Origin of the sequence: Pseudomonas fluorescens (assembly GCF_000802965.1) — a bacterium.
Taxonomy (GTDB): domain Bacteria; phylum Pseudomonadota; class Gammaproteobacteria; order Pseudomonadales; family Pseudomonadaceae; genus Aquipseudomonas; species Aquipseudomonas fluorescens_A.
In genome coordinates this window covers 1-18648 of record NZ_JSAK01000048.1, presented here as the reverse complement: position 1 = coordinate 18648, position 18648 = coordinate 1, and the positions used below count along the sequence as shown (strand labels likewise).

16 protein-coding genes are annotated in these 18648 nt (G+C 58.5%); 14 read left to right on the top strand and 2 right to left on the bottom strand.

The window, feature by feature from the left end; genetic code table 11:
• Positions 1-71: 71 nt before the first annotated feature.
• The 6 genes from NL64_RS29030 to NL64_RS29010 all read left to right on the top strand — a co-directional run bounded on the left by NL64_RS29030 (position 72) and on the right by NL64_RS29010 (position 6848).
• Positions 72-707, top strand: coding sequence for an RluA family pseudouridine synthase (locus NL64_RS29030; protein WP_034151500.1), 636 nt, complete (start codon positions 72-74; stop codon positions 705-707).
• Positions 708-863: 156 nt separating this feature from the next.
• Positions 864-1706, top strand: coding sequence for a hypothetical protein (locus NL64_RS29025; protein WP_034151499.1), 843 nt, complete (start codon positions 864-866; stop codon positions 1704-1706).
• Positions 1707-1816: 110 nt separating this feature from the next.
• Positions 1817-2896 (top strand): hypothetical protein, encoded by a 1080-nt coding sequence (locus NL64_RS29020; protein ID WP_034151498.1) that lies wholly within the window; start codon positions 1817-1819, stop codon positions 2894-2896.
• 96 nt (positions 2897-2992) lie between these two features.
• Positions 2993-4282, top strand: coding sequence for a M18 family aminopeptidase (locus NL64_RS29015; protein WP_034151497.1), 1290 nt, complete (start codon positions 2993-2995; stop codon positions 4280-4282).
• 146 nt (positions 4283-4428) lie between these two features.
• The gene (locus NL64_RS30445; RefSeq protein ID WP_172668722.1) at positions 4429-4605 is read left to right on the top strand and encodes a hypothetical protein; all 177 of its coding nucleotides are present in this window, start codon (positions 4429-4431) and stop codon (positions 4603-4605) included.
• Positions 4606-4682: 77 nt separating this feature from the next.
• A complete protein-coding gene (locus tag NL64_RS29010) occupies positions 4683-6848 on the top strand; it encodes a mechanosensitive ion channel family protein (protein WP_034151496.1) in 2166 nt (721 codons plus the stop codon).
• A 32-nt stretch (positions 6849-6880) separates the two neighbouring features.
• Here the strand turns inward: NL64_RS29010 and NL64_RS29005 are convergent, their stop codons facing one another.
• The gene (locus tag NL64_RS29005; protein ID WP_034151495.1) at positions 6881-7594 is read right to left on the bottom strand and encodes a UTRA domain-containing protein; all 714 of its coding nucleotides are present in this window, start codon (positions 7592-7594) and stop codon (positions 6881-6883) included.
• A gap of 361 nt (positions 7595-7955) precedes the next feature.
• Here NL64_RS29005 and NL64_RS29000 point away from each other — a divergent pair, with 361 nt between their 5' ends.
• The 6 genes from NL64_RS29000 (at position 7956) to NL64_RS28975 (ending at position 13257) form a co-directional block, all read left to right on the top strand.
• A complete protein-coding gene (locus NL64_RS29000) occupies positions 7956-9020 on the top strand; it encodes an ABC transporter substrate-binding protein (protein WP_034151494.1) in 1065 nt (354 codons plus the stop codon).
• Positions 9021-9147: 127 nt separating this feature from the next.
• Positions 9148-9954: an alkaline phosphatase family protein gene (locus tag NL64_RS28995; protein ID WP_034151493.1), complete on the top strand. Its 807-nt coding sequence runs from the start codon at positions 9148-9150 to the stop codon at positions 9952-9954.
• Positions 9951-10796 (top strand): ABC transporter permease, encoded by an 846-nt coding sequence (locus tag NL64_RS28990; protein WP_034151492.1) that lies wholly within the window; start codon positions 9951-9953, stop codon positions 10794-10796. The genes NL64_RS28995 and NL64_RS28990 overlap by 4 nt, the downstream gene beginning before the upstream one ends.
• Complete coding sequence (locus NL64_RS28985; protein WP_034151491.1) at positions 10783-11583, top strand: ABC transporter permease; 801 nt, start codon at positions 10783-10785, stop codon at positions 11581-11583. The genes NL64_RS28990 and NL64_RS28985 overlap by 14 nt, the downstream gene beginning before the upstream one ends.
• The gene (locus tag NL64_RS28980) at positions 11580-12569 is read left to right on the top strand and encodes an ABC transporter ATP-binding protein (RefSeq protein ID WP_034151490.1); all 990 of its coding nucleotides are present in this window, start codon (positions 11580-11582) and stop codon (positions 12567-12569) included. Before NL64_RS28985 ends, NL64_RS28980 begins: the two co-directional genes overlap by 4 nt.
• 34 nt (positions 12570-12603) lie before the next feature.
• Positions 12604-13257 (top strand): HAD family hydrolase, encoded by a 654-nt coding sequence (locus NL64_RS28975; protein ID WP_034151489.1) that lies wholly within the window; start codon positions 12604-12606, stop codon positions 13255-13257.
• A gap of 106 nt (positions 13258-13363) precedes the next feature.
• On the opposite strand, the gene NL64_RS28970 is transcribed toward NL64_RS28975, so the two are convergent.
• Positions 13364-14326 (bottom strand): NAD(P)H-quinone oxidoreductase, encoded by a 963-nt coding sequence (locus NL64_RS28970; protein WP_034151488.1) that lies wholly within the window; start codon positions 14324-14326, stop codon positions 13364-13366.
• Between the two features lie 138 nt (positions 14327-14464).
• Between NL64_RS28970 and NL64_RS28965 the strand changes: the two genes are divergently transcribed.
• Together NL64_RS28965 and NL64_RS28960 are read left to right on the top strand one after the other, a co-directional pair.
• Positions 14465-16546, top strand: coding sequence for a carboxy terminal-processing peptidase (locus tag NL64_RS28965; RefSeq protein ID WP_172668721.1), 2082 nt, complete (start codon positions 14465-14467; stop codon positions 16544-16546).
• Positions 16547-16664: 118 nt separating this feature from the next.
• Positions 16665-18455 carry a bifunctional diguanylate cyclase/phosphodiesterase gene (locus tag NL64_RS28960; RefSeq protein ID WP_034151486.1) on the top strand — a complete coding sequence of 597 codons (1791 nt, stop codon included), beginning with the start codon at positions 16665-16667 and terminating at the stop codon, positions 18453-18455.
• Positions 18456-18648 lie beyond the last annotated feature (193 nt).

The window sequence follows — 18648 nt, the reverse complement described above, 5'->3', positions numbered from 1 at the left end:
GCAAGCCGGCTCCTACAGGTAGGGAATCAAGTGATCGAGCCGCCGTTGGCGTTTGTTACGAGGCTGTTTTAATGCCGTTGTCCAACGTCCACATCATCCATCAGGACGCCGCCGTACTGGTGGTGAACAAACCGACCCTGTTGCTCTCCGTCCCTGGCCGGGCCGATGACAACAAGGACTGCCTGATTACCCGCCTGCAAGAAAACGGCTACCCGGAAGCGCGAATCGTCCACCGACTGGATTGGGAAACCTCCGGCATTATCCTGTTGGCCCGCGATCCCGATACGCACCGCGAACTGTCCCGGCAATTTCACGACCGCGAAACCGAAAAAGCCTACACCGCTCTGTGTTGGGGTCAGCCGGAACTCGACAGCGGCAGCATCGATTTGCCGCTGCGCTACGACCCGCCGACCAAGCCTCGCCATGTGGTCGACCATGAATTCGGCAAACATGCCCTGACCTTCTGGCGCGTACTGGAACGTTGCGGTGACTGGTGCCGCGTGGAACTGACGCCGATCACCGGCCGCTCGCACCAGTTGCGCGTGCACATGCTGTCGATTGGTCATCCACTATTGGGTGACGGACTTTATGCCCATGAACAAGCACTGGCCGCCTGGCCAAGACTGTGCCTGCACGCCAGTATGCTGAGTTTCACTCATCCACAAAGCGGTGAACGTTTACGCTTCGAGTGCCCTGCGCCGTTTTGAACGACTCACGGCTCACCTGAAAACGCCCTTCCAGTGAAGGGCGTTTTCATTTGTTGTTACAAATGCCCCGGCATAAAAATGGCGTGAAAAAATTGTCATATATTTGTAAAGAAACGTAAAATTGTGGCACTTCAGTATCAGGCAGGAAGCCCACTCGTGCTCAGCAGTAAAACGCTCCAAATCGACTACCCCGTCACCTTTACCTTCGGCAACACCACACTGCATCTGAATGAACAGCCTAGCGGCGAAGCGCGACAAGCTCTCGAGAAACTCATAACGAAACGCAACGCGCAAAAACTCACCCGCGCGAGCGCGCCATTGGCTGCTGGTAAAACACCTTTGTTTGCCAAGGTCCAACCGCTGGATACGTTCAAGGCGAAAGTCCGGGTGACCCTGGGCAAACCACAGCGCAATGGTCGATTCGACTGGCCGCTGGAAGAGCTGGCGAACACCTTCGAAGCACAGCGTCGTGGCGTACGGATGCCATCGCTGCAAGGCTTTGGCTACTCCAAGGACCGCTTGGGACTGACCCAGGAGTACTTCATTCTCACGCGCCTGCTCGATGATCATATTGACGGTGTGCAATGGCTTAAACGCAATCCGGACAAAGTCAAAGACTTCATTCTCGACGCCTTCGAGCTGCTCGATTCCCTGTCCCGCAAGAACATTACGCACATGGATTTCTGGGTGGGCAACATCATGATTCCGGAAACTTCGCGTAAACCGCTTCAAGCCATCGACTTTGAAAACTGCTTCGCCAGCAAGACCGCTCACATGAGTGAAACCCTGGGTTTCCAGCTTGGATTCTTCTATCGCCGCGACATCTACAAACTCATCACCGAAGCCGACTACGATCGCCTGGTTGATGACTACATCCGGGGACTCCCTGGCATCTCGCGGCAAAAATTCGATGAGGTGTACCACGCGAGCAAACATGAATATGTCGGTCGCAAGCAACGGCGGGAGGTTTTTCTCAGCGGCAGATTGATTACCGGCTGAAGTGGCTACTTACATTTGCAAAAACACCGCACAGCAGTGCACCCGCAACACCGCAGGGCAATACGTTAAACTTTCGCCTCTGCAGTCTGGAACTACTTAAGCGAGAAACGTTGAACCCACTCGAGAAAGCACCGCACCAGTTGCTCTACCTCATCTACGGCAACCAGGATGTTTATCGGCGCGAAGCCAAATTCAGCATGCTCACCGCCCTGGCTCAGCTCAAACGGGGCGAGTCGCTGTGCATCCGGGTCATGACGGATCGCCCGCAGGATTACGCAGGCTGGCCGGTTGATCCGATCGCCTTGAGCGATGAGACCATGACCCAATGGATGGGCGAAAACGGCTACCACCACCGACGCAAAGCCTGCGCCATTGCGCAAGGGCTGAAACTGGCTGATAAAACCCTGTTCGTCGACACCGATACGCTGTTTCTCGAATCGCCCCATCGCGTCTTCGAACTCTTCGAGCCTGGGCGCTATGTGATGGACCGCTTCGAGTACGACTGGAGTTACGTCTGCGATCGACCGGACTACGTCAAACTCGGACGCTGCCTGCAACCCTATGGCATCTCGTCCGAAAACAGTTTCAAGCTTTACAACAGTGGCCTGTGCGGCGTCACCGCCAGCGACACCCCGTTGCTTGAAGAATCGATCCGGCTGATCGACGAGTGGACGCAAGACTCGTTCGACATCCATACCATCGAGCAAATCGCCCTGTCTTTCGCGATGCGTGACAAGCCTGTTCAGCAAGCGAAAAAATTCATCTATCACTACTTCGCTGAAAAACGCTTCTTTCATGCCATGCAGAAGCACTTTTTCACCCGTCATGGTGAAAGGTTTCGCTCCGAGCTGCCGACCCTCTGCACCGAAGTGCCGCGCTCCAAACCCGTCCCTTCCCCCTGGCAGCGCCTGCGTATCAAGTGGAAGTTACGCAATAAAGGCAAGCACATGAAAAAGGTCGCCCGCGACCTGTTGTACGGAAGCGCGGTGCCCGACCACCCCTATTACGAAGTGTGCCGTCATGAATGGTGGGAATCGGCCTCCCGCGAGATTTTGCGTTGGGACGAAGCCAAGCAGAAAAGCTTCTTCGGCCCGCAGAAAGGCCATTGGCCAAAACATCTGCCCAAGCCTGCAAAGTCCACTGACGAACAGACCATCATCAAATATCTGCGCGAACGGATGGCGCATTAACGGCCAGGCACCAGTCCGTTTCCCGGCGATGAAAGCACTTGCCCAATGCGCCGGGCCAATACGTTAAACTGGCGCCATTGCTGTCTGGAGTTTCTTATGCGCGAAGAGTTGAACCAAGGCCTGATCGACTTTCTCAAGGCCTCCCCTACCCCGTTTCATGCCACCGCCAGCCTCGTTCAGCGTCTGGAAGCGGCGGGCTATCAACGCCTCGACGAGCGTGAACCATGGCACACCGAAGCCAATGGTCGTTACTACGTCACCCGTAACGACTCTTCGATCGTCGCCGTCAAAATGGGCCGCCATTCGCCGCTGCACGGCGGCATTCGCCTGGTCGGCGCCCACACTGACAGTCCGTGCCTGCGGGTCAAGCCGCAACCGGAACTGCAACGTCAGGGTTTCTGGCAGTTGGGCGTCGAAGTCTACGGCGGCGCCCTGCTGGCCCCGTGGTTCGACCGCGACCTGTCGCTGGCTGGCCGCGTGACCTTCCGCCGCGACGGTAAAGTCGAAAGCCAATTGATCGACTTCAAGGCACCGATCGCAATCATCCCGAACCTGGCCATTCACCTCAACCGTGAAGCCAACATGGGCTGGGCGATCAACGCCCAGACCGAATTGCCGCCGGTGCTCGCGCAATTTGCCGGCGACGAGCGCGTGGACTTCCGCGCCGTGCTCACTGACCAACTTGCCCGCGAACACGGCCTGAACGCCGACGTCGTGCTGGATTACGAACTGAGTTTCTACGACACCCAAAGCGCTGCCGTCATTGGCCTGCATGGCGACTTCATCGCCGGCGCGCGCCTGGACAACCTGCTGTCGTGCTACGCCGGCCTGCAAGCATTGCTGACCGCTGACACCGACGAAACCTGCGTGCTGGTCTGCAACGATCATGAAGAAGTCGGTTCATGCTCGGCGTGTGGCGCCGATGGCCCGATGCTGGAGCAGACGTTGCGTCGCCTGCTGCCCGAAGGTGATGAATTCGTGCGCACCATTCAGAAATCCTTGCTGGTCTCGGCCGACAATGCCCACGGCGTACACCCGAACTACGCCGACAAGCATGACGCCAACCATGGCCCGAAACTCAACGCCGGCCCGGTGATCAAGGTCAACAGCAACCAGCGCTACGCCACCAACAGCGAAACCGCCGGGTTCTTCCGCCACCTGTGCATGGCCGAAGAAGTGCCGGTGCAAAGCTTCGTGGTGCGCAGCGACATGGGTTGCGGCTCGACCATCGGCCCGATCACCGCCAGTCATTTGGGCGTGCGCACCGTGGACATCGGCTTGCCGACCTTCGCCATGCACTCGATCCGTGAACTGTGCGGCAGCCATGACCTGGCGCACCTGGTCAAAGTGCTGAGCGCGTTCTACGCCAGCCGCGAGCTGCCGTAATAGACCTGTAGGAGCTGCCGCAGGCTGCGATCTTTTGATCTTGTTTTTCAGGATCAAGATCAAAAGATCGCAGCCTGCGGCAGCTCCTGCATACCGCAGAAAAGCCACCTAAACTTTAACTATCCTTTTCCGACAAGGCAGTCACCATGATCTCGCTCTCCTCCTTCCACGGCATGCTGATCCCGATTCTTTCCGGGATGCTCCTGCTGGCAATCGGCTTCAATTTTCGTGACAAGAATGCTGGCGTGCTCGCCATGTGGATCGGCATGCTGACCATCTTCGCCACTGTAGTAATCAAGATCCTCGCCAAACTCAACGAATAAATCCTCCCGCCGACTCGCATTGGTTTTGCGGGGCTCGTACACTCGGTCGACCCGCTCACTCCGAGGTTGACCGCCTAGTGTTCGCTCGTCTTTTCGCCCTGCCCTGCTTTTTCCTTGTCTGCCTCATGACGCTGCTGCCGATGGCGCCTGCCCAGGCGGTCGGTTTGCCAGGCTTGCTCAACAGCTCGGCGAAGCCCCAGCCTGAGGCGCAGGAACCCCTCGGGCAATCCCTCGACGAAGTGATCAAGTCGTTGGAGAACGATCAGCAGCGCACCAAGCTGCTGGCGGATTTGAAGAAGCTGCGCGACGCCACCAAAAAAGCCCAACCGGCCGCCGAAGAGGGCGTGTTGGGTTTGATTGGCGGGACGCTGGCCAGTTTCGAAAAGCAATTTACCGGAGCCGACAGCCCGCTCACTCGCTGGTCCAATGAGTTCGACCTGGCCAAAGATGAACTGACGGCGCTGGTATTGCCGGCCAATGAATGGCTGCCGATCATCTTCGCTTTCGCCATGATCCTGATGGTCTGGAGCCTGCTGGCTGCGGCGCTGATCTGGGTCAGCCATCGGGTGCGGATGCGCTTCGGCCTGACCGAAGAACTGCCGCAACACCCAAGGGCCCTGGACATGTTGCGCTTCGCCCTGCGCAAACTGGGGCCATGGCTGATTGCCTTGGTTATCACCGTTTACATGAGCTACGCATTGCCTTCGTCCTTGGGCAAAAGTCTGGCGATGGTGCTGGCTTATGCGCTAGTGGTCGGCACCTGTTTTTCAGCGATCTGCGTGATTGCTTTTTCCTTGCTCGACGGTCCGCACCGCCACCGCGCCTTGTACATTTTGCGGCATCAAGCCTTTCGGCCATTGTGGCTGATCGGCAGTTTCGCCGCGTTTGGCGAAGCCCTGAACGATCCGCGTTTGATCGACAGCCTTGGCGTGCATCTGGCGCATACCGCCGCGACGGTGGCCAACGTGTTGGCGGCGCTATCCACCGGATTGTTCATCCTGCGTTTCCGCCGGCCGATTGCCCACTTGATCCGCAACCAGCCATTGTCCCGGCGCCTGACCCGCCGCGCCCTCAGCGACACCATCGATATTCTCGGCACCTTCTGGTACGTTCCGGCGCTGGTACTGGTGGGGATTTCACTGTTCGCCACGTTCGTTTCGGCCGGCGATACCAGTACAGCACTGCGTCAATCGCTGATCTGCACCGTGCTGCTGGTGTTGTGCATGGTCATCAACGGGCTGGTGCGCCGCCACGCCCTGAAACCGCAACGCGGCGTAAAGCGGCACGCGCTGTATTCGGAACGTCTGAAAAACTTCTTCTATACCCTCGCCCACCTGTTGGTATGGCTGGCCTTCATCGAGCTCGGTCTGCGGGTCTGGGGCATGTCGCTGATCACGTTCACCGAAGGTGAGGGCCATGAAATCAGCGTCAAACTGTTCAGCCTTGCCGGCACGCTGATCTTTGCCTGGCTGATCTGGATTCTCAGCGACACCGCCGTGCACCACGCCCTCACTCGCTCGCGCAAAGGCTTGGCCAACGCCCGTGCGCAGACGATGATGCCGCTGATCCGCAACGTGCTGTTCGTGGCCATCTTCATCATCGCGCTGATCGTTGCCCTGGCGAACATGGGCATGAACGTCACGCCGCTGCTGGCCGGTGCCGGTGTGATCGGCCTGGCCATCGGTTTCGGTGCGCAATCGCTGGTGGCCGACCTGATCACCGGGCTGTTCATCATCATCGAAGACTCCCTGGCCATCGACGACTATGTGGACGTCGGCGGGCACCTGGGCACGGTCGAAGGCCTGACCATTCGCACCGTGCGTCTGCGGGACATCGATGGCATCGTCCACACCATTCCGTTCAGTGAAATCAAAAGCATCAAGAACTACTCCCGGGAATTCGGCTACGCGATCTTCCGGGTCGCGGTGCCGGCCAGCATGGACATCGACAACGCAATCAAACTGATGCGCGAAGTCGGCCAGAAAATGCGCACCGACCCGCTGCAACGACGCAATATCTGGTCGCCGCTGGAGATTCAGGGTGTGGAAAGTTTCGAGTCGGGCAATGCGATTCTTCGCGCCCGTTTTAAGACAGCGCCGATCAAGCAGTGGGAAGTTTCGCGGGCGTTCAACCTGTCACTCAAACGGCATCTGGATGAAGCGGGACTGGACTTGGCGACGCCGCGCATGAGCGTACAAGTCGTCACAGCTGGCGGCGGGCCGCAACAGGACCAACCTTTATAGGAGCATCCTGCGGCAGCTCCTACAGAACATCGTCAGACCACGTCCACTCCGACATGAATCGCATCATGTCGCCAAAACTCCAGATCGCAGTCGATCAACCGTTCATGCTGGTCGTAGTTGACCCGGGCAATGCGCAAGCCCGGGCTCCCCACCGACACCCGCAAAGCCGCCGCCGCATCCACCGACAATGCCGTCGGTACGATCTCGAAACGCACGCGGCCGTAGTGCAAATCGTAGTGCCGCGCATACAACTCGGTGATCGACTGATTCAGATCGAAATCGAGAATCCCCGGGAAATACTGCGGATTCAAATAGTGCTCCACGTACAACACCAACCGCCCATCGATCCGCCGAGATCGGCAGATCTGAATCACGCTCGACAGTGCCGGCAGCTGCAACCACGCACAGACCGCCGCCGACGCCGGCTGCAATCGCGCAGAGATCACTTCGGTTGACGGCACCCGCCCCTGGGCGCTGACCATCGCGTGGAAGTGACTGCGCTGCATCAAGTTGTAAGCCAGGCGCGGGGGCGAAACGAACCAGCCGCGACGCTCCTCGCGATAAATCTGCCCTTGGGCCTCCAACTGCAACAACGCCTCACGTACCGTGATCCGCGTTGTTCCGAACAACTCACTGAGCTTGCGCTCGGCCGGTAACTTGCTGCCGGCCGTCAGCAACCCGTGATCGAGCTGCTCCTGAAGCACCTGGCCAATGGCTGTCACCGCTTTTGTTGCCTCATCACGCATCAACGTTACCTATCTGGACTAGACCAGCACTGTTTCAGGGCGGAACCGCACACCAAATCGGTTCTTTCAGCATCCTGCAAGCGTAGGCAGTGCAGATGACTGATAGATGACAAACCACCGAACGGTCATTTCAGCACTGATTTAAAAACCTGCAATACATCGGCCATAAGCCAGGTATAGCGGGCCATTACCCATGGTCTACGCTTACCGAGACCCCGCCAATTCCGGGCTAACAAAAGTCCTGCCGGGCGACGAGCGACATCAAAGTGTCATCGAGCCCCCTTAGATTGGCTCAGGTATTGCTGACCTAGACCAACACAACCGCAATCGCAGCGTTGAAAACGCCCATAGGAGCTTCGGAATGAAACAGCTTTTCCTGGCATCACTGTTAGGCTCGACCATTGCCATGTGCACCGCCGCCATGGCGGCTGATGATTTGAAAACCCTTGAAGCCGCTGCGAAAGCGGAAGGCGCAGTCAACAGCGTCGGCATGCCCGATGACTGGGCCAACTGGAAAGGCACCTGGGACGACCTGGCCAAGAACTACGGCCTGAAACACATCGACACCGACATGAGCTCGGCCCAGGAAATCGCCAAGTTCGCCGCTGAAAAAGACAACGCCAGCGCCGACATCGGCGACGTCGGTGCCGCTTTCGGCCCGATCGCGGTCAAACAAGGCGTGGTGCAACCGTACAAGCCGACCACCTGGGAGCAGGTTCCGGATTGGGCCAAGGACAAGGACGGCAACTGGGCACTGGCCTACACCGGCACCATCGCCTTTATCGTCAATAAAAAGCTGCTGCACGGCTCCGATGTACCGACCAAATGGGCTGACCTCAAGTCTGGCAAATACAAGGTGTCCATCGGTGACGTGAGCACCGCTGCCCAAGCCGCCAACGGTGTACTGGCTGCAGCCTTGGCCAACGGTGGTGACGAGAAAAACCTGCAACCTGCGTTGCTGATGTTTGCCGACATCGCCAAGCAAGGTCGCCTGTCGATGGCCAACCCGACCATCGCCACCATGGAAAAAGGCGAAATCGAAGTCGGCGTGGTCTGGGACTTCAACGGCCTGAGCTACAAAGCCAAAATGGCCAACCCGGATGACTACGTGGTGTTGATCCCGTCCGACGGCTCGGTGATTTCCGGCTACACCACCATCATCAACAAATACGCGAAGAACCCGAACGCCGCCAAGCTGACCCGCGAGTACATCTTCAGCGACGCCGGCCAGATCAACCTGGCAAAAGGCAACGCCCGTCCGATCCGTGCCGAGCACATCACCCTGCCGGAAGACGTAAAGGCCAAGCTGCTGCCTAACGAGCAGTACAAAAAGGTTACGCCGATCAAGGACGCGGACGCGTGGGAGAAAACCTCCAAGGCTTTGCCGCAGAAGTGGAACGAAGAAGTCATCGTCGAAATGAAGTAATGCTTCATCTGTAGGAGCCGGCTTGCTGGCGATCCCCGACACCTCGGTCCCACTGGGCACCATGGTGATCCAATCGCCAGCAAACCGGCTCCTACAGGTTTGAGAGAACCCACGGAGTTCCTCCCCTATGAAACACAACGTCATCCTTGTCGTGCTCGACGGCCTCAACTACGAAGTCGCCCGCCACGCCATGGGACACCTGCAGGCTTACGTCGGCGCAGGACGCGCAGCGCTCTATAAGCTGGAATGCGAGTTGCCGGCCCTGTCCCGTCCTCTTTACGAATGCATCCTGACCGGCGTCACGCCGATCGTCAGTGGCATCGTTCACAACAATGTTTCGCGCCTGTCGAACCAGCGCAGCATCTACCACTACGCCAAGGATGCCGGGCTGAAAACCGCAGCGGCGGCGTATCACTGGGTCAGTGAGTTGTATAACCGTTCGCCCTTCGTCGAGGCCCGGGACCGTCACACCGACAACCCCGACCTGCCGATCCAGTACGGGCATTTCTACTGGAGCGATCACTACCCCGACTCGCACCTGTTCGCCGACGCCGAAAACCTGCGCCTGCGCCATTCGCCGAATTTCCTGCTTGTTCACCCGATGAACATCGACGACGCCGGGCACAAGCACGGTCTCGATACTCCGCAATACCGCAACAGCGCACGTTTCGCCGACATTTTCCTCGCCGACTATCTACAAGGCTGGCTCGACGCCGGTTACCAGGTACTCGTGACCGCCGATCACGGCATGAACAACGACCGCTCCCATAACGGCTTGCTGCCCGAAGAACGCGAAGTGCCGCTGTTCGTCCTCGGCGATGCCTTCAGTTTCAACACCAATGCCACACCGAAACAGACTGAAATCTGCGGCACCGTTTGCGAACTGCTGGGCGTGCCCCACGACAAACCTGTGTGCCGGGAGTTGCTCAAGTGAGCTCCATCACCCGTGGCAAATGGCTGGCGGCCTTGTGCCTGGTGCCCTTCGCACTGTTCTTTATCGTGTTTGAAATTGCCCCGTTGGTGTGGGTCATGATCAACAGCCTGGAATCGGAAGAGTTCGGCTGGGGCCTGGCCAACTTCACCAAGATCTTCAGCTCGAAGTTTTACCTGCAAGCGATCCAGTACAGCCTCGAAATCAGTTTCTGGTCCAGCGTATTCGGAATCATCATTGCGGTGCTCGGCGCCTACTCCCTGCGCCGGGTCGACTCGAAACTGCGCAACTTCGTCAACGCCTTCGCCAACATGACCAGCAACTTCGCCGGCGTGCCTTTGGCCTTCGCCTTTATCATTTTGCTGGGCTTCAACGGCAGCTTCACCATCATGCTCAAGCAAGCCGGGATCATTCAGGACTTCAACCTGTACTCGAAAACCGGGCTGATCATTCTCTACACCTACTTCCAGATTCCACTGGGCGTGCTGCTGCTCTATCCGGCCTTCGACGCGCTGCGTGAAGACTGGCGCGAGTCCGCGGCGCTGCTCGGCGCGAACGGCTGGCAGTTCTGGCGCCACATCGGCCTGCCGGTGCTGACCCCGGCGCTGCTCGGCACCTTCGTGATCCTGCTGGCCAACGCCCTCGGCGCCTATGCCACGGTGTACGCCTTGACCACCGGCAACTTCAACGTGTTGCCGATTCGCATCGCAGCAATGGTGTCGGGCGACATTTCCCTGGACCCGAACCTGGCCAGTGCCCTGGCCGTAGTCCTGGTGGCGTTGATGACCCTGGTGACCATCGTGCATCAACTGTTGTTGAAGAGGAGCTACCATGTCTCGCGCTGAACTGGGGCCTGCCGGCATCTACCATCGCGTGGTGGTTTACCTGCTGTTTGCCATTCTGTTGTTGCCGCTGCTCGGCACCTTCATCTACTCGATTTCCAGCAGTTGGTCGGCAACCATTCTGCCCAGTGGTTTCAGTATCAAGTGGTATGCGCAACTGTGGAGCGATCCGCGTTTTCTCAATGCTTTCGGGCAATCGTTGCTGGTCTGTATCGGCGCGCTGATCCTGTCGGTGGTGTTGATTCTGCCGCTGCTGTTCGTGGTGCATTACCACTTCCCGAAACTCGATGCGCTGATGAACATCCTGATCCTGCTGCCCTTCGCCGTGCCGCCCGTAGTGTCGTCGGTAGGGTTGCTGCAGCTCTATGGTTCCGGGCCGTTTGCGATGGTCGGGACGCCGTGGATTCTGATCGGTTGTTACTTCACCGTGGCGCTGCCCTTCATGTACCGGGCGATCACCAACAACCTGCAAGCGATCAACCTGCGCGACTTGATGGACTCCGCCCAATTGCTTGGCGCCAGCACTTTTCAGGCTGCGTTCCTGGTGGTGCTGCCGAACCTGCGCAAGGGCCTGATGGTGGCGTTGCTGCTGTCGTTCTCGTTCCTGTTCGGTGAGTTCGTGTTCGCCAACATCCTCGTCGGCACCCGTTACGAAACCCTGCAGGTCTACCTAAACAACATGCGCAACAGCAGCGGTCACTTCACCAGTGCGCTGGTGATTTCCTACTTCTTCTTTGTGCTGGTCTTGACCTGGATCGCCAATATCTTGAACAGGGACAAAAGCGAATGAGCTATGTCAGCGTCCAACATCTTCAAAAGAATTACGCAGGCACCACGGTGTTCAGCGACATCAATTGCGAGATCCAGAAAGGCGAATTCGTCACCCTGCTTGGCCCGTCAGGTTGCGGCAAGTCGACACTGCTGCGTTGCATCGCCGGGCTGACGTCGGTGGATGGCGGCAAGATCCTTCTCGACAATCAGGACATCGTGCCACTGAGCCCGCAAAAACGCGGGATAGGCATGGTGTTCCAGAGTTACGCGTTGTTCCCCAACATGACCGTCGAGCAGAACGTCGCCTTCGGCCTGCGCATGCAGAAGGTCAACGCCGACGACAGCCAAAAGCGCGTTGCCGAAGTGCTGAAACTGGTGGAACTCAATGAGTTTGCCGCCCGTTATCCGCATCAACTGTCCGGTGGCCAATGCCAGCGTGTCGCCCTCGCCCGCTCGCTGGTGACCCGGCCGCGTTTGTTGCTGCTGGATGAACCGCTGTCGGCCCTCGATGCGCGGATTCGCAAGCACTTGCGCGAACAGATCCGTCAGATCCAGCGCGAACTGGGTCTGACCACGATCTTCGTCACACACGATCAGGAAGAAGCCCTGACCATGTCTGACCGGATTTTCCTGATGAATCAGGGAAAAATCGTACAAAGCGGCGACGCCGAAACCTTGTACACCGCGCCTGTGGATGTGTTCGCGGCGGGTTTCATCGGCAATTACAATCTGCTGGACGCCGACAGCGCGACGAAACTGCTGCAACGCCCAATCAACCACCGCATCGCCATTCGCCCGGAGGCCATCGAACTGAGCCTCAACGGCGAACTGGACGCACAGGTGCGCAGCCACAGCCTGCTGGGCAACGTGATTCGCTATCGAGTCGAAGCCCGGGGCGTGGAATTGGTGGTGGACGTGCTCAATCGCTCGGCGACCGATCTGCATCCCGATGGTCAGCGCCTGGCGCTTTCCATCGATCCGACGGCCCTGTGTGAGGTAGCCTGATGACTTTGCTGATGTTGAAGAGAGAACTGCACTGATGGCCCTGGCAATTTTTGATCTGGACGAAACCCTGATCCACGGCGACTGCGCCACCCTCTGGAGCGAGCAAATGGGCCGCCTGGGCTGGGTCGATCCCGAGTCGTTCATGCGCAAGAACAACGAGCTGATGGATGCCTACAGCCACGGCAAGTTGCGCATGGAAGAGTACATGGAGTTCAGCCTGGAACCGATGATCGGCCGCACGCCGCAAGAGGTCGAGCATCTGGTCGGCCCGTGGGTGGAAGACTTCATCGAACCGATTATCTTCAGCGACGCGACCAAAACCATCGCCGCCCACCGCAAGGCCGGCGACCGCATCCTGGTGATCTCCGCTTCGGGCACGCACCTGGTCGGGCCGATCGCAGAACGCCTGGGCATCGACGAGATTCTCGGGATCGAACTGGAAGTGGCACACGGGGTTTATACCGGCCACACCGTGGGCACCCTGACTTATCGCGAGGGCAAAATCACTCGGTTGCTGGAATGGCTGGATGCGGAGGAAGAGAACCTCGAGGGGGCGAGTTTCTACTCGGACTCACGCAATGATTTGCCGTTGTTGCTGAAAGTGGATTACCCGCACGTGGTGAATCCCGATCCGGTGCTACTGGAGCATGCCGAAAAGGCCGGCTGGCCGATCCACATCTGGAAGTAACCGAGAACCTGTAGGAGCTGGCTTGCCAGCGATGAACGATAACGCGGTCAGCCAGACAAACCGCGTCGCCTCAATCGCTAGCAAGCCAGCTCCTACAGAGCAAAGATCAGTTCAGGCTCTCGTCAATCACCAACACCAACTTCCCCGCCACCTTGTTACTCGCCAACTCCGCAAACGCCGCTTCGGCATCCTTGATCGGGAAAGCCTTGGCCAACTGCGGGCTCAAGCGCCCTTCGGCAAACAACGGCCAGACATGCTGGCTCAGATCACTGAACAGATCGGCCTTGAATTGATCGTCACGACTGCGCAGGGTCGAACCCAGCAGTTGCACTCGCTTGGCCAGCACCTGCGCCAGATCCAGCTTCGCTTCGCGACCACCCATCAGACCGATCAGCACCCAACGGCCATCGAGTGCCATCAACTTCAGGTTCAACGCCGCGTAATTGCCCCCCACCGGGTCGAGAATGACATCGAACGGACCCAGGTCGGTCAGGCTTTCCAGATCACCGGTGCGCACCACGCCACCCTGGGCACCCAGCTTTTCGCAATAAGCCAGGCGCTCGGCGGAACCAACGCTGACCCAGCAAGGGTTACCGAACGCTTTGCACAGCTGAATGGCAGCTGAACCGATTCCACTTGCTCCGGCGTGCAGGAGAACTTTCTCACCCGGTTTGAGCGCCGCCAGTTGAAACAAATTCAACCAGACGGTTGCGTACACTTCCGGCAACGCTGCCGCTTCCGCCAACGACATTTCGTCGGGAACCGGCAGCACGTGCCGTCCGTCGACAACCACCTCTTCAGCCATCCCGCCCCCGGCCAGCAAGGCGCAAACCCGATCGCCCACCTGCCAGGACGACCCCGCGCCGACCTCGCTGATCACCCCGGAACACTCAAGACCCAGCACCTGGCTGGCCCCCGGCGGTGGCGGATAGAGGCCTGCCTTCTGCAACAAATCGGCGCGATTGAGACCCGCTGCCGCCACACGAATGCGAACTTGCCCCACATCACATGCAGGACTGGGCTCTTCAACCCACTCCACTTGACCGTCAACGCCTTGCAATGCTTTCACAGTGCCTCCATAGTGAGTCTGGACTGAGCCCGAAGCTGTAGCGCCGGGCTTTTTGCATTATGCGACCGGCCCATGTGGAACCGGCGACTTCAAAGACGGCCTAATATGCGTTATCAATTGTCCCCGCGTCGAATCAACATGAAGCGTTTGTTCCCCAGCACCGCCCTCGCCCTAATCATCGGTATCGGCCTGTTGCCGATGTCGAGCAGTTCTTTCGCAGCCAATAGCTGGGACAAGCTCCAACCCGATCGTGACGAAGTCATCGCCAGTCTGAACGTCGTTGAGTTGCTCAAGCGCCACCACTACAGCAAGCCGCCGCTCGACGACGCGCGCTCGGTGATCATCTACGACAGCTACCTCAAGCTGCTGGATCCGTCGCGCAGCTACTTCATGGCCAGCGACATCGCCGAATTCGACAAGTGGAAGACGCAGTTCGACGACTTCCTCAAAAGCGGCGACCTCAACGCCGGGTTCACCATCTACAAGCGCTACCTGGACCGCGTCAAAGCGCGTCTGGACTTCGCCCTTGCCGAGTTGAACAAGGGCGTCGACAAGATCGACTTCAATACCAAGGAAACCTTGCTGATCGACCGCAAGGACGCTCCTTGGCTCAAATCCACCGCAGAACTCGACGACCTGTGGCGCAAACGCGTCAAGGATGAAGTGCTGCGGCAGAAGATCGCCGGCAAGGATTCCAAGCAGATCCAGGAAACCCTGACCAAGCGCTACAAGAACCAACTTGCGCGTCTGGACCAGACCCGCGCGGAAGATATCTTCCAGGCTTACATCAACACCTTCGCGATGTCCTACGACCCGCACACCAATTATCTGTCGCCGGATAACGCGGAAAACTTCGACATCAACATGAGCCTGTCCCTCGAGGGCATCGGCGCCGTGTTGCAGAGCGATAACGATCAAGTAAAAGTCGTACGCCTGGTACCGGCAGGCCCGGCCGACAAGACCAAGTTGGTTGCACCGGCCGACAAGATCATCGGCGTTGCCCAAGGCAACAAAGAGATGGTCGACGTGGTTGGCTGGCGCCTGGACGAAGTGGTCAAGCTGATCCGCGGCCCGAAAGGCACCGTGGTGCGCCTGGAAGTGATTCCGGCCAGCAATGCGCCGAACGACCAGACCAGCAAGATCGTGCCGATCACCCGTGAAGCGGTGAAGCTTGAAGATCAGGCCGTGAAAAAATCGGTGCTGAATCTGAAACAGGACGGCAAGGACTACAAACTCGGCGTCATCGAGATCCCGGCCTTCTACCTGGACTTCAAGGCCTTCCGTGCTGGCGATCCGGACTACAAGAGCACCACCCGCGACGTCAAGAAACTGCTGACCGAGTTGCAGAAAGACAAGGTCGACGGCGTGGTCATCGACCTGCGCAACAATGGCGGCGGTTCCTTGCAGGAAGCTACCGAGCTGACCAGCCTGTTCATCGACAAAGGCCCGACCGTACTCGTGCGTAATGCCGATGGCCGCGTTGATGTCCTGGAAGATGAAAACCCGGGCGCGTTCTACAAAGGTCCGATGGCGCTGCTGGTCAACCGCTTGTCCGCCTCGGCTTCAGAGATTTTCGCCGGCGCCATGCAGGACTACCACCGTGCTCTGATCATCGGCGGCCAGACCTTCGGTAAAGGCACCGTGCAGACCATTCAGCCGCTGAACCATGGCGAGCTGAAACTGACACTGGCCAAGTTCTACCGGGTTTCCGGCCAGAGCACCCAGCATCAGGGCGTACTGCCGGACATCGATTACCCGTCGATCATCGACACCAAGGAAATCGGCGAAAGTGCCCTGCCGGAAGCCATGCCGTGGGACACCATCCGCGCGGCCATCAAGCCTGCGGTCGACCCGTTCAAACCGTACATCACCCAACTCAAGTCCGAGCATGACGTGCGTACGGCCAAGGACGCGGAGTTCGTGTTCATCCGCGACAAACTGGCCCTGGCTCAGAAGCTGATGAACGAAAAAACCGTCAGCCTCAATGAAACCGAACGTCGCGCCCAACACGCGGATATCGAAGCCAAGCAACTGGCCATGGAAAACATCCGTCGCAAGGCCAAGGGCGAAGAGCCGCTCAAAGAGCTGAAAAAAGAAGACGAAGACGCCATCGCGGCCGAGCCGGACAAGACCAAACCGGAAGACGACGCCTACCTGAGCGAGACCGGGCGCATTCTGTTGGACTACCTGAAACTCAACACCGCGGTAGCGAAACACTAAGGTGATGGCAATTTAATGCTGACGCTCCCCGGAGCGTCATCAAACAGTCATCATTCTGTCGTGAAATAGAGGGCTGGGATCTTAGGTTCCCAGCCCTTTTTTATCGCCAGAGATCGCCATGACCACAACCGAGCAGCTGAGTGCCTTGAGTTCAATCCTGACTCAAAGCGGTTTACACAGCCTGTTCCAACCGATCATTTGCCTCTCTGAACGACGGATCCTCGGCTACGAAGCCCTCAGCCGCGGCCCTTCCAACAGCCCGCTGCACTCCCCTGTCGCCCTGTTCGCCGTTGCCCGCCAGGCTGGCCGCTTGAGTGAACTGGAAATCGCCTGCCGGCAGAGCGCTTGCCGACGTTTCAACGAACAGCAACTACCCGGCAAACTGTTCCTCAACGTCTCGCCAGAATCCCTGCTCGAAGCCGCGCACCAACCCGGCCGCACCCTGCAACTGCTGCAGGATTTCGGCATCCCGCCGAATCAGGTGGTAATCGAACTCACCGAACAGACCCCGACCGACGACTTCGAACTGCTGCAAACCGCCTTGCATCACTATCGGGCGATGGGTTTTTCCATTGCCCTGGACGACTTGGGTGCTGGCTATTCGAGTTTGCGTCTATGGTCCGAGCTGCGTCCGGACTATGTGAAGATTGATCGGCACTTTATCGACGGCATTCATCAGGATGCCCTCAAGCGTGAATTCGTCGGCTCGATTCTGCAAATCGCCAAAGCCTCTCGGGCGCAAGTGATCGCCGAAGGGATCGAGTTGCCGGAAGAGCTCGCCGTATTGACCGAGATGGGTGTAGATCTGGTGCAGGGATATTTGCTCTGTCGGCCACAAGAGCACCCGCCCCGGGACGCTCGCACCCTGATGCCAAGGCACGACAATTCCATCGTGACGCTGAACGACGAAGGCAGCGACCTCAGCGCCCTGCTCAACGACCAACCCGCAGTGGCCCGCAACACCCCGACCGCCACAGTGCTCGAAGCCTTCCGCCGCCAGGCCAACCTGAATTCGCTGGCGGTGCTTGATGAGCATGACCAGCCTTGCGGCATCGTCCATCGGCATTCACTCTCCGATGCCCTGCTCAAGCCGTTCGCCACCGACCTGTTCGCCCGCAAACCCATCAGCCGATTGATGAACGATGACTTCCTGGCCGTGGAGATGAGCCAGTCTCTGCAACAGGTCAGCCGCCTGATCACCAGCCGCGCCCGGCAACGCATAGAAGAAGACTTCATCATTACCCTCAACGGCAGCTACCTGGGCCTGGGTCGGGTAATCGACGTGCTCAAGCTGATTACCGAACTGAAGATCCAACAAGCCCGCTACGCCAACCCGCTGACCCTGCTACCGGGCAACGTGCCGATCCAGCAATGCCTCACGCGGCTGCTGCAGCAGCAACGGGAATCAGTGATCTGCTACGTCGACATCGACAGCTTCAAACCCTTCAACGACATCTACGGCTACGGCCGTGGCGACGAAGTCCTGCTCTGCCTGGCGCAATGCCTGAACGACCGCGTCGACCCCTCCCGCGACTTCGTCGGCCATATCGGCGGCGACGACTTCCTGCTGGTACTCGGCCCGGAAGACTGGCGCAAACGTTTAAACCAACTCCTAGACGACTTCCAGAGCCAGTGCCGCCGCTTCTACCGAAACGAACACCTCGAAGCCGGCTGCTTCATCGCCCCGAATCGCCAGGGTGGACGCCAGGAGTTTCCGTTGTTGTCACTCTCCATTGGTGTGGTGCATTTGCATCCACAGGCCTGTGGACAACTGGATGCCAGTCAGTTGGCGGAGATGGCTTCGCAGGCTAAACACCATGCGAAGAATGTGCAGGGGTTTAGTGTGCATGTGATTGATAGCCTCACTGCCCCTGACCTTCATTCAACGCAGCTCATCGGCCAACGCTAATTTCCCGATCACCACAATCCCCCCGCGAAATGACTAGCTCAATCAGCCTAACTGTTTCGGCTTTACCCCGCCTTTGCCGGAGCGTTCCCACTCCCAATAGAAGCTCGCGCCACCGGCCAATTGGCGCTGCAAGATGACGTGCTGTTCGTCGTAGTCGTAGCGTTCGCTTTCACCGGCAGCGTTGGTTGCGGCG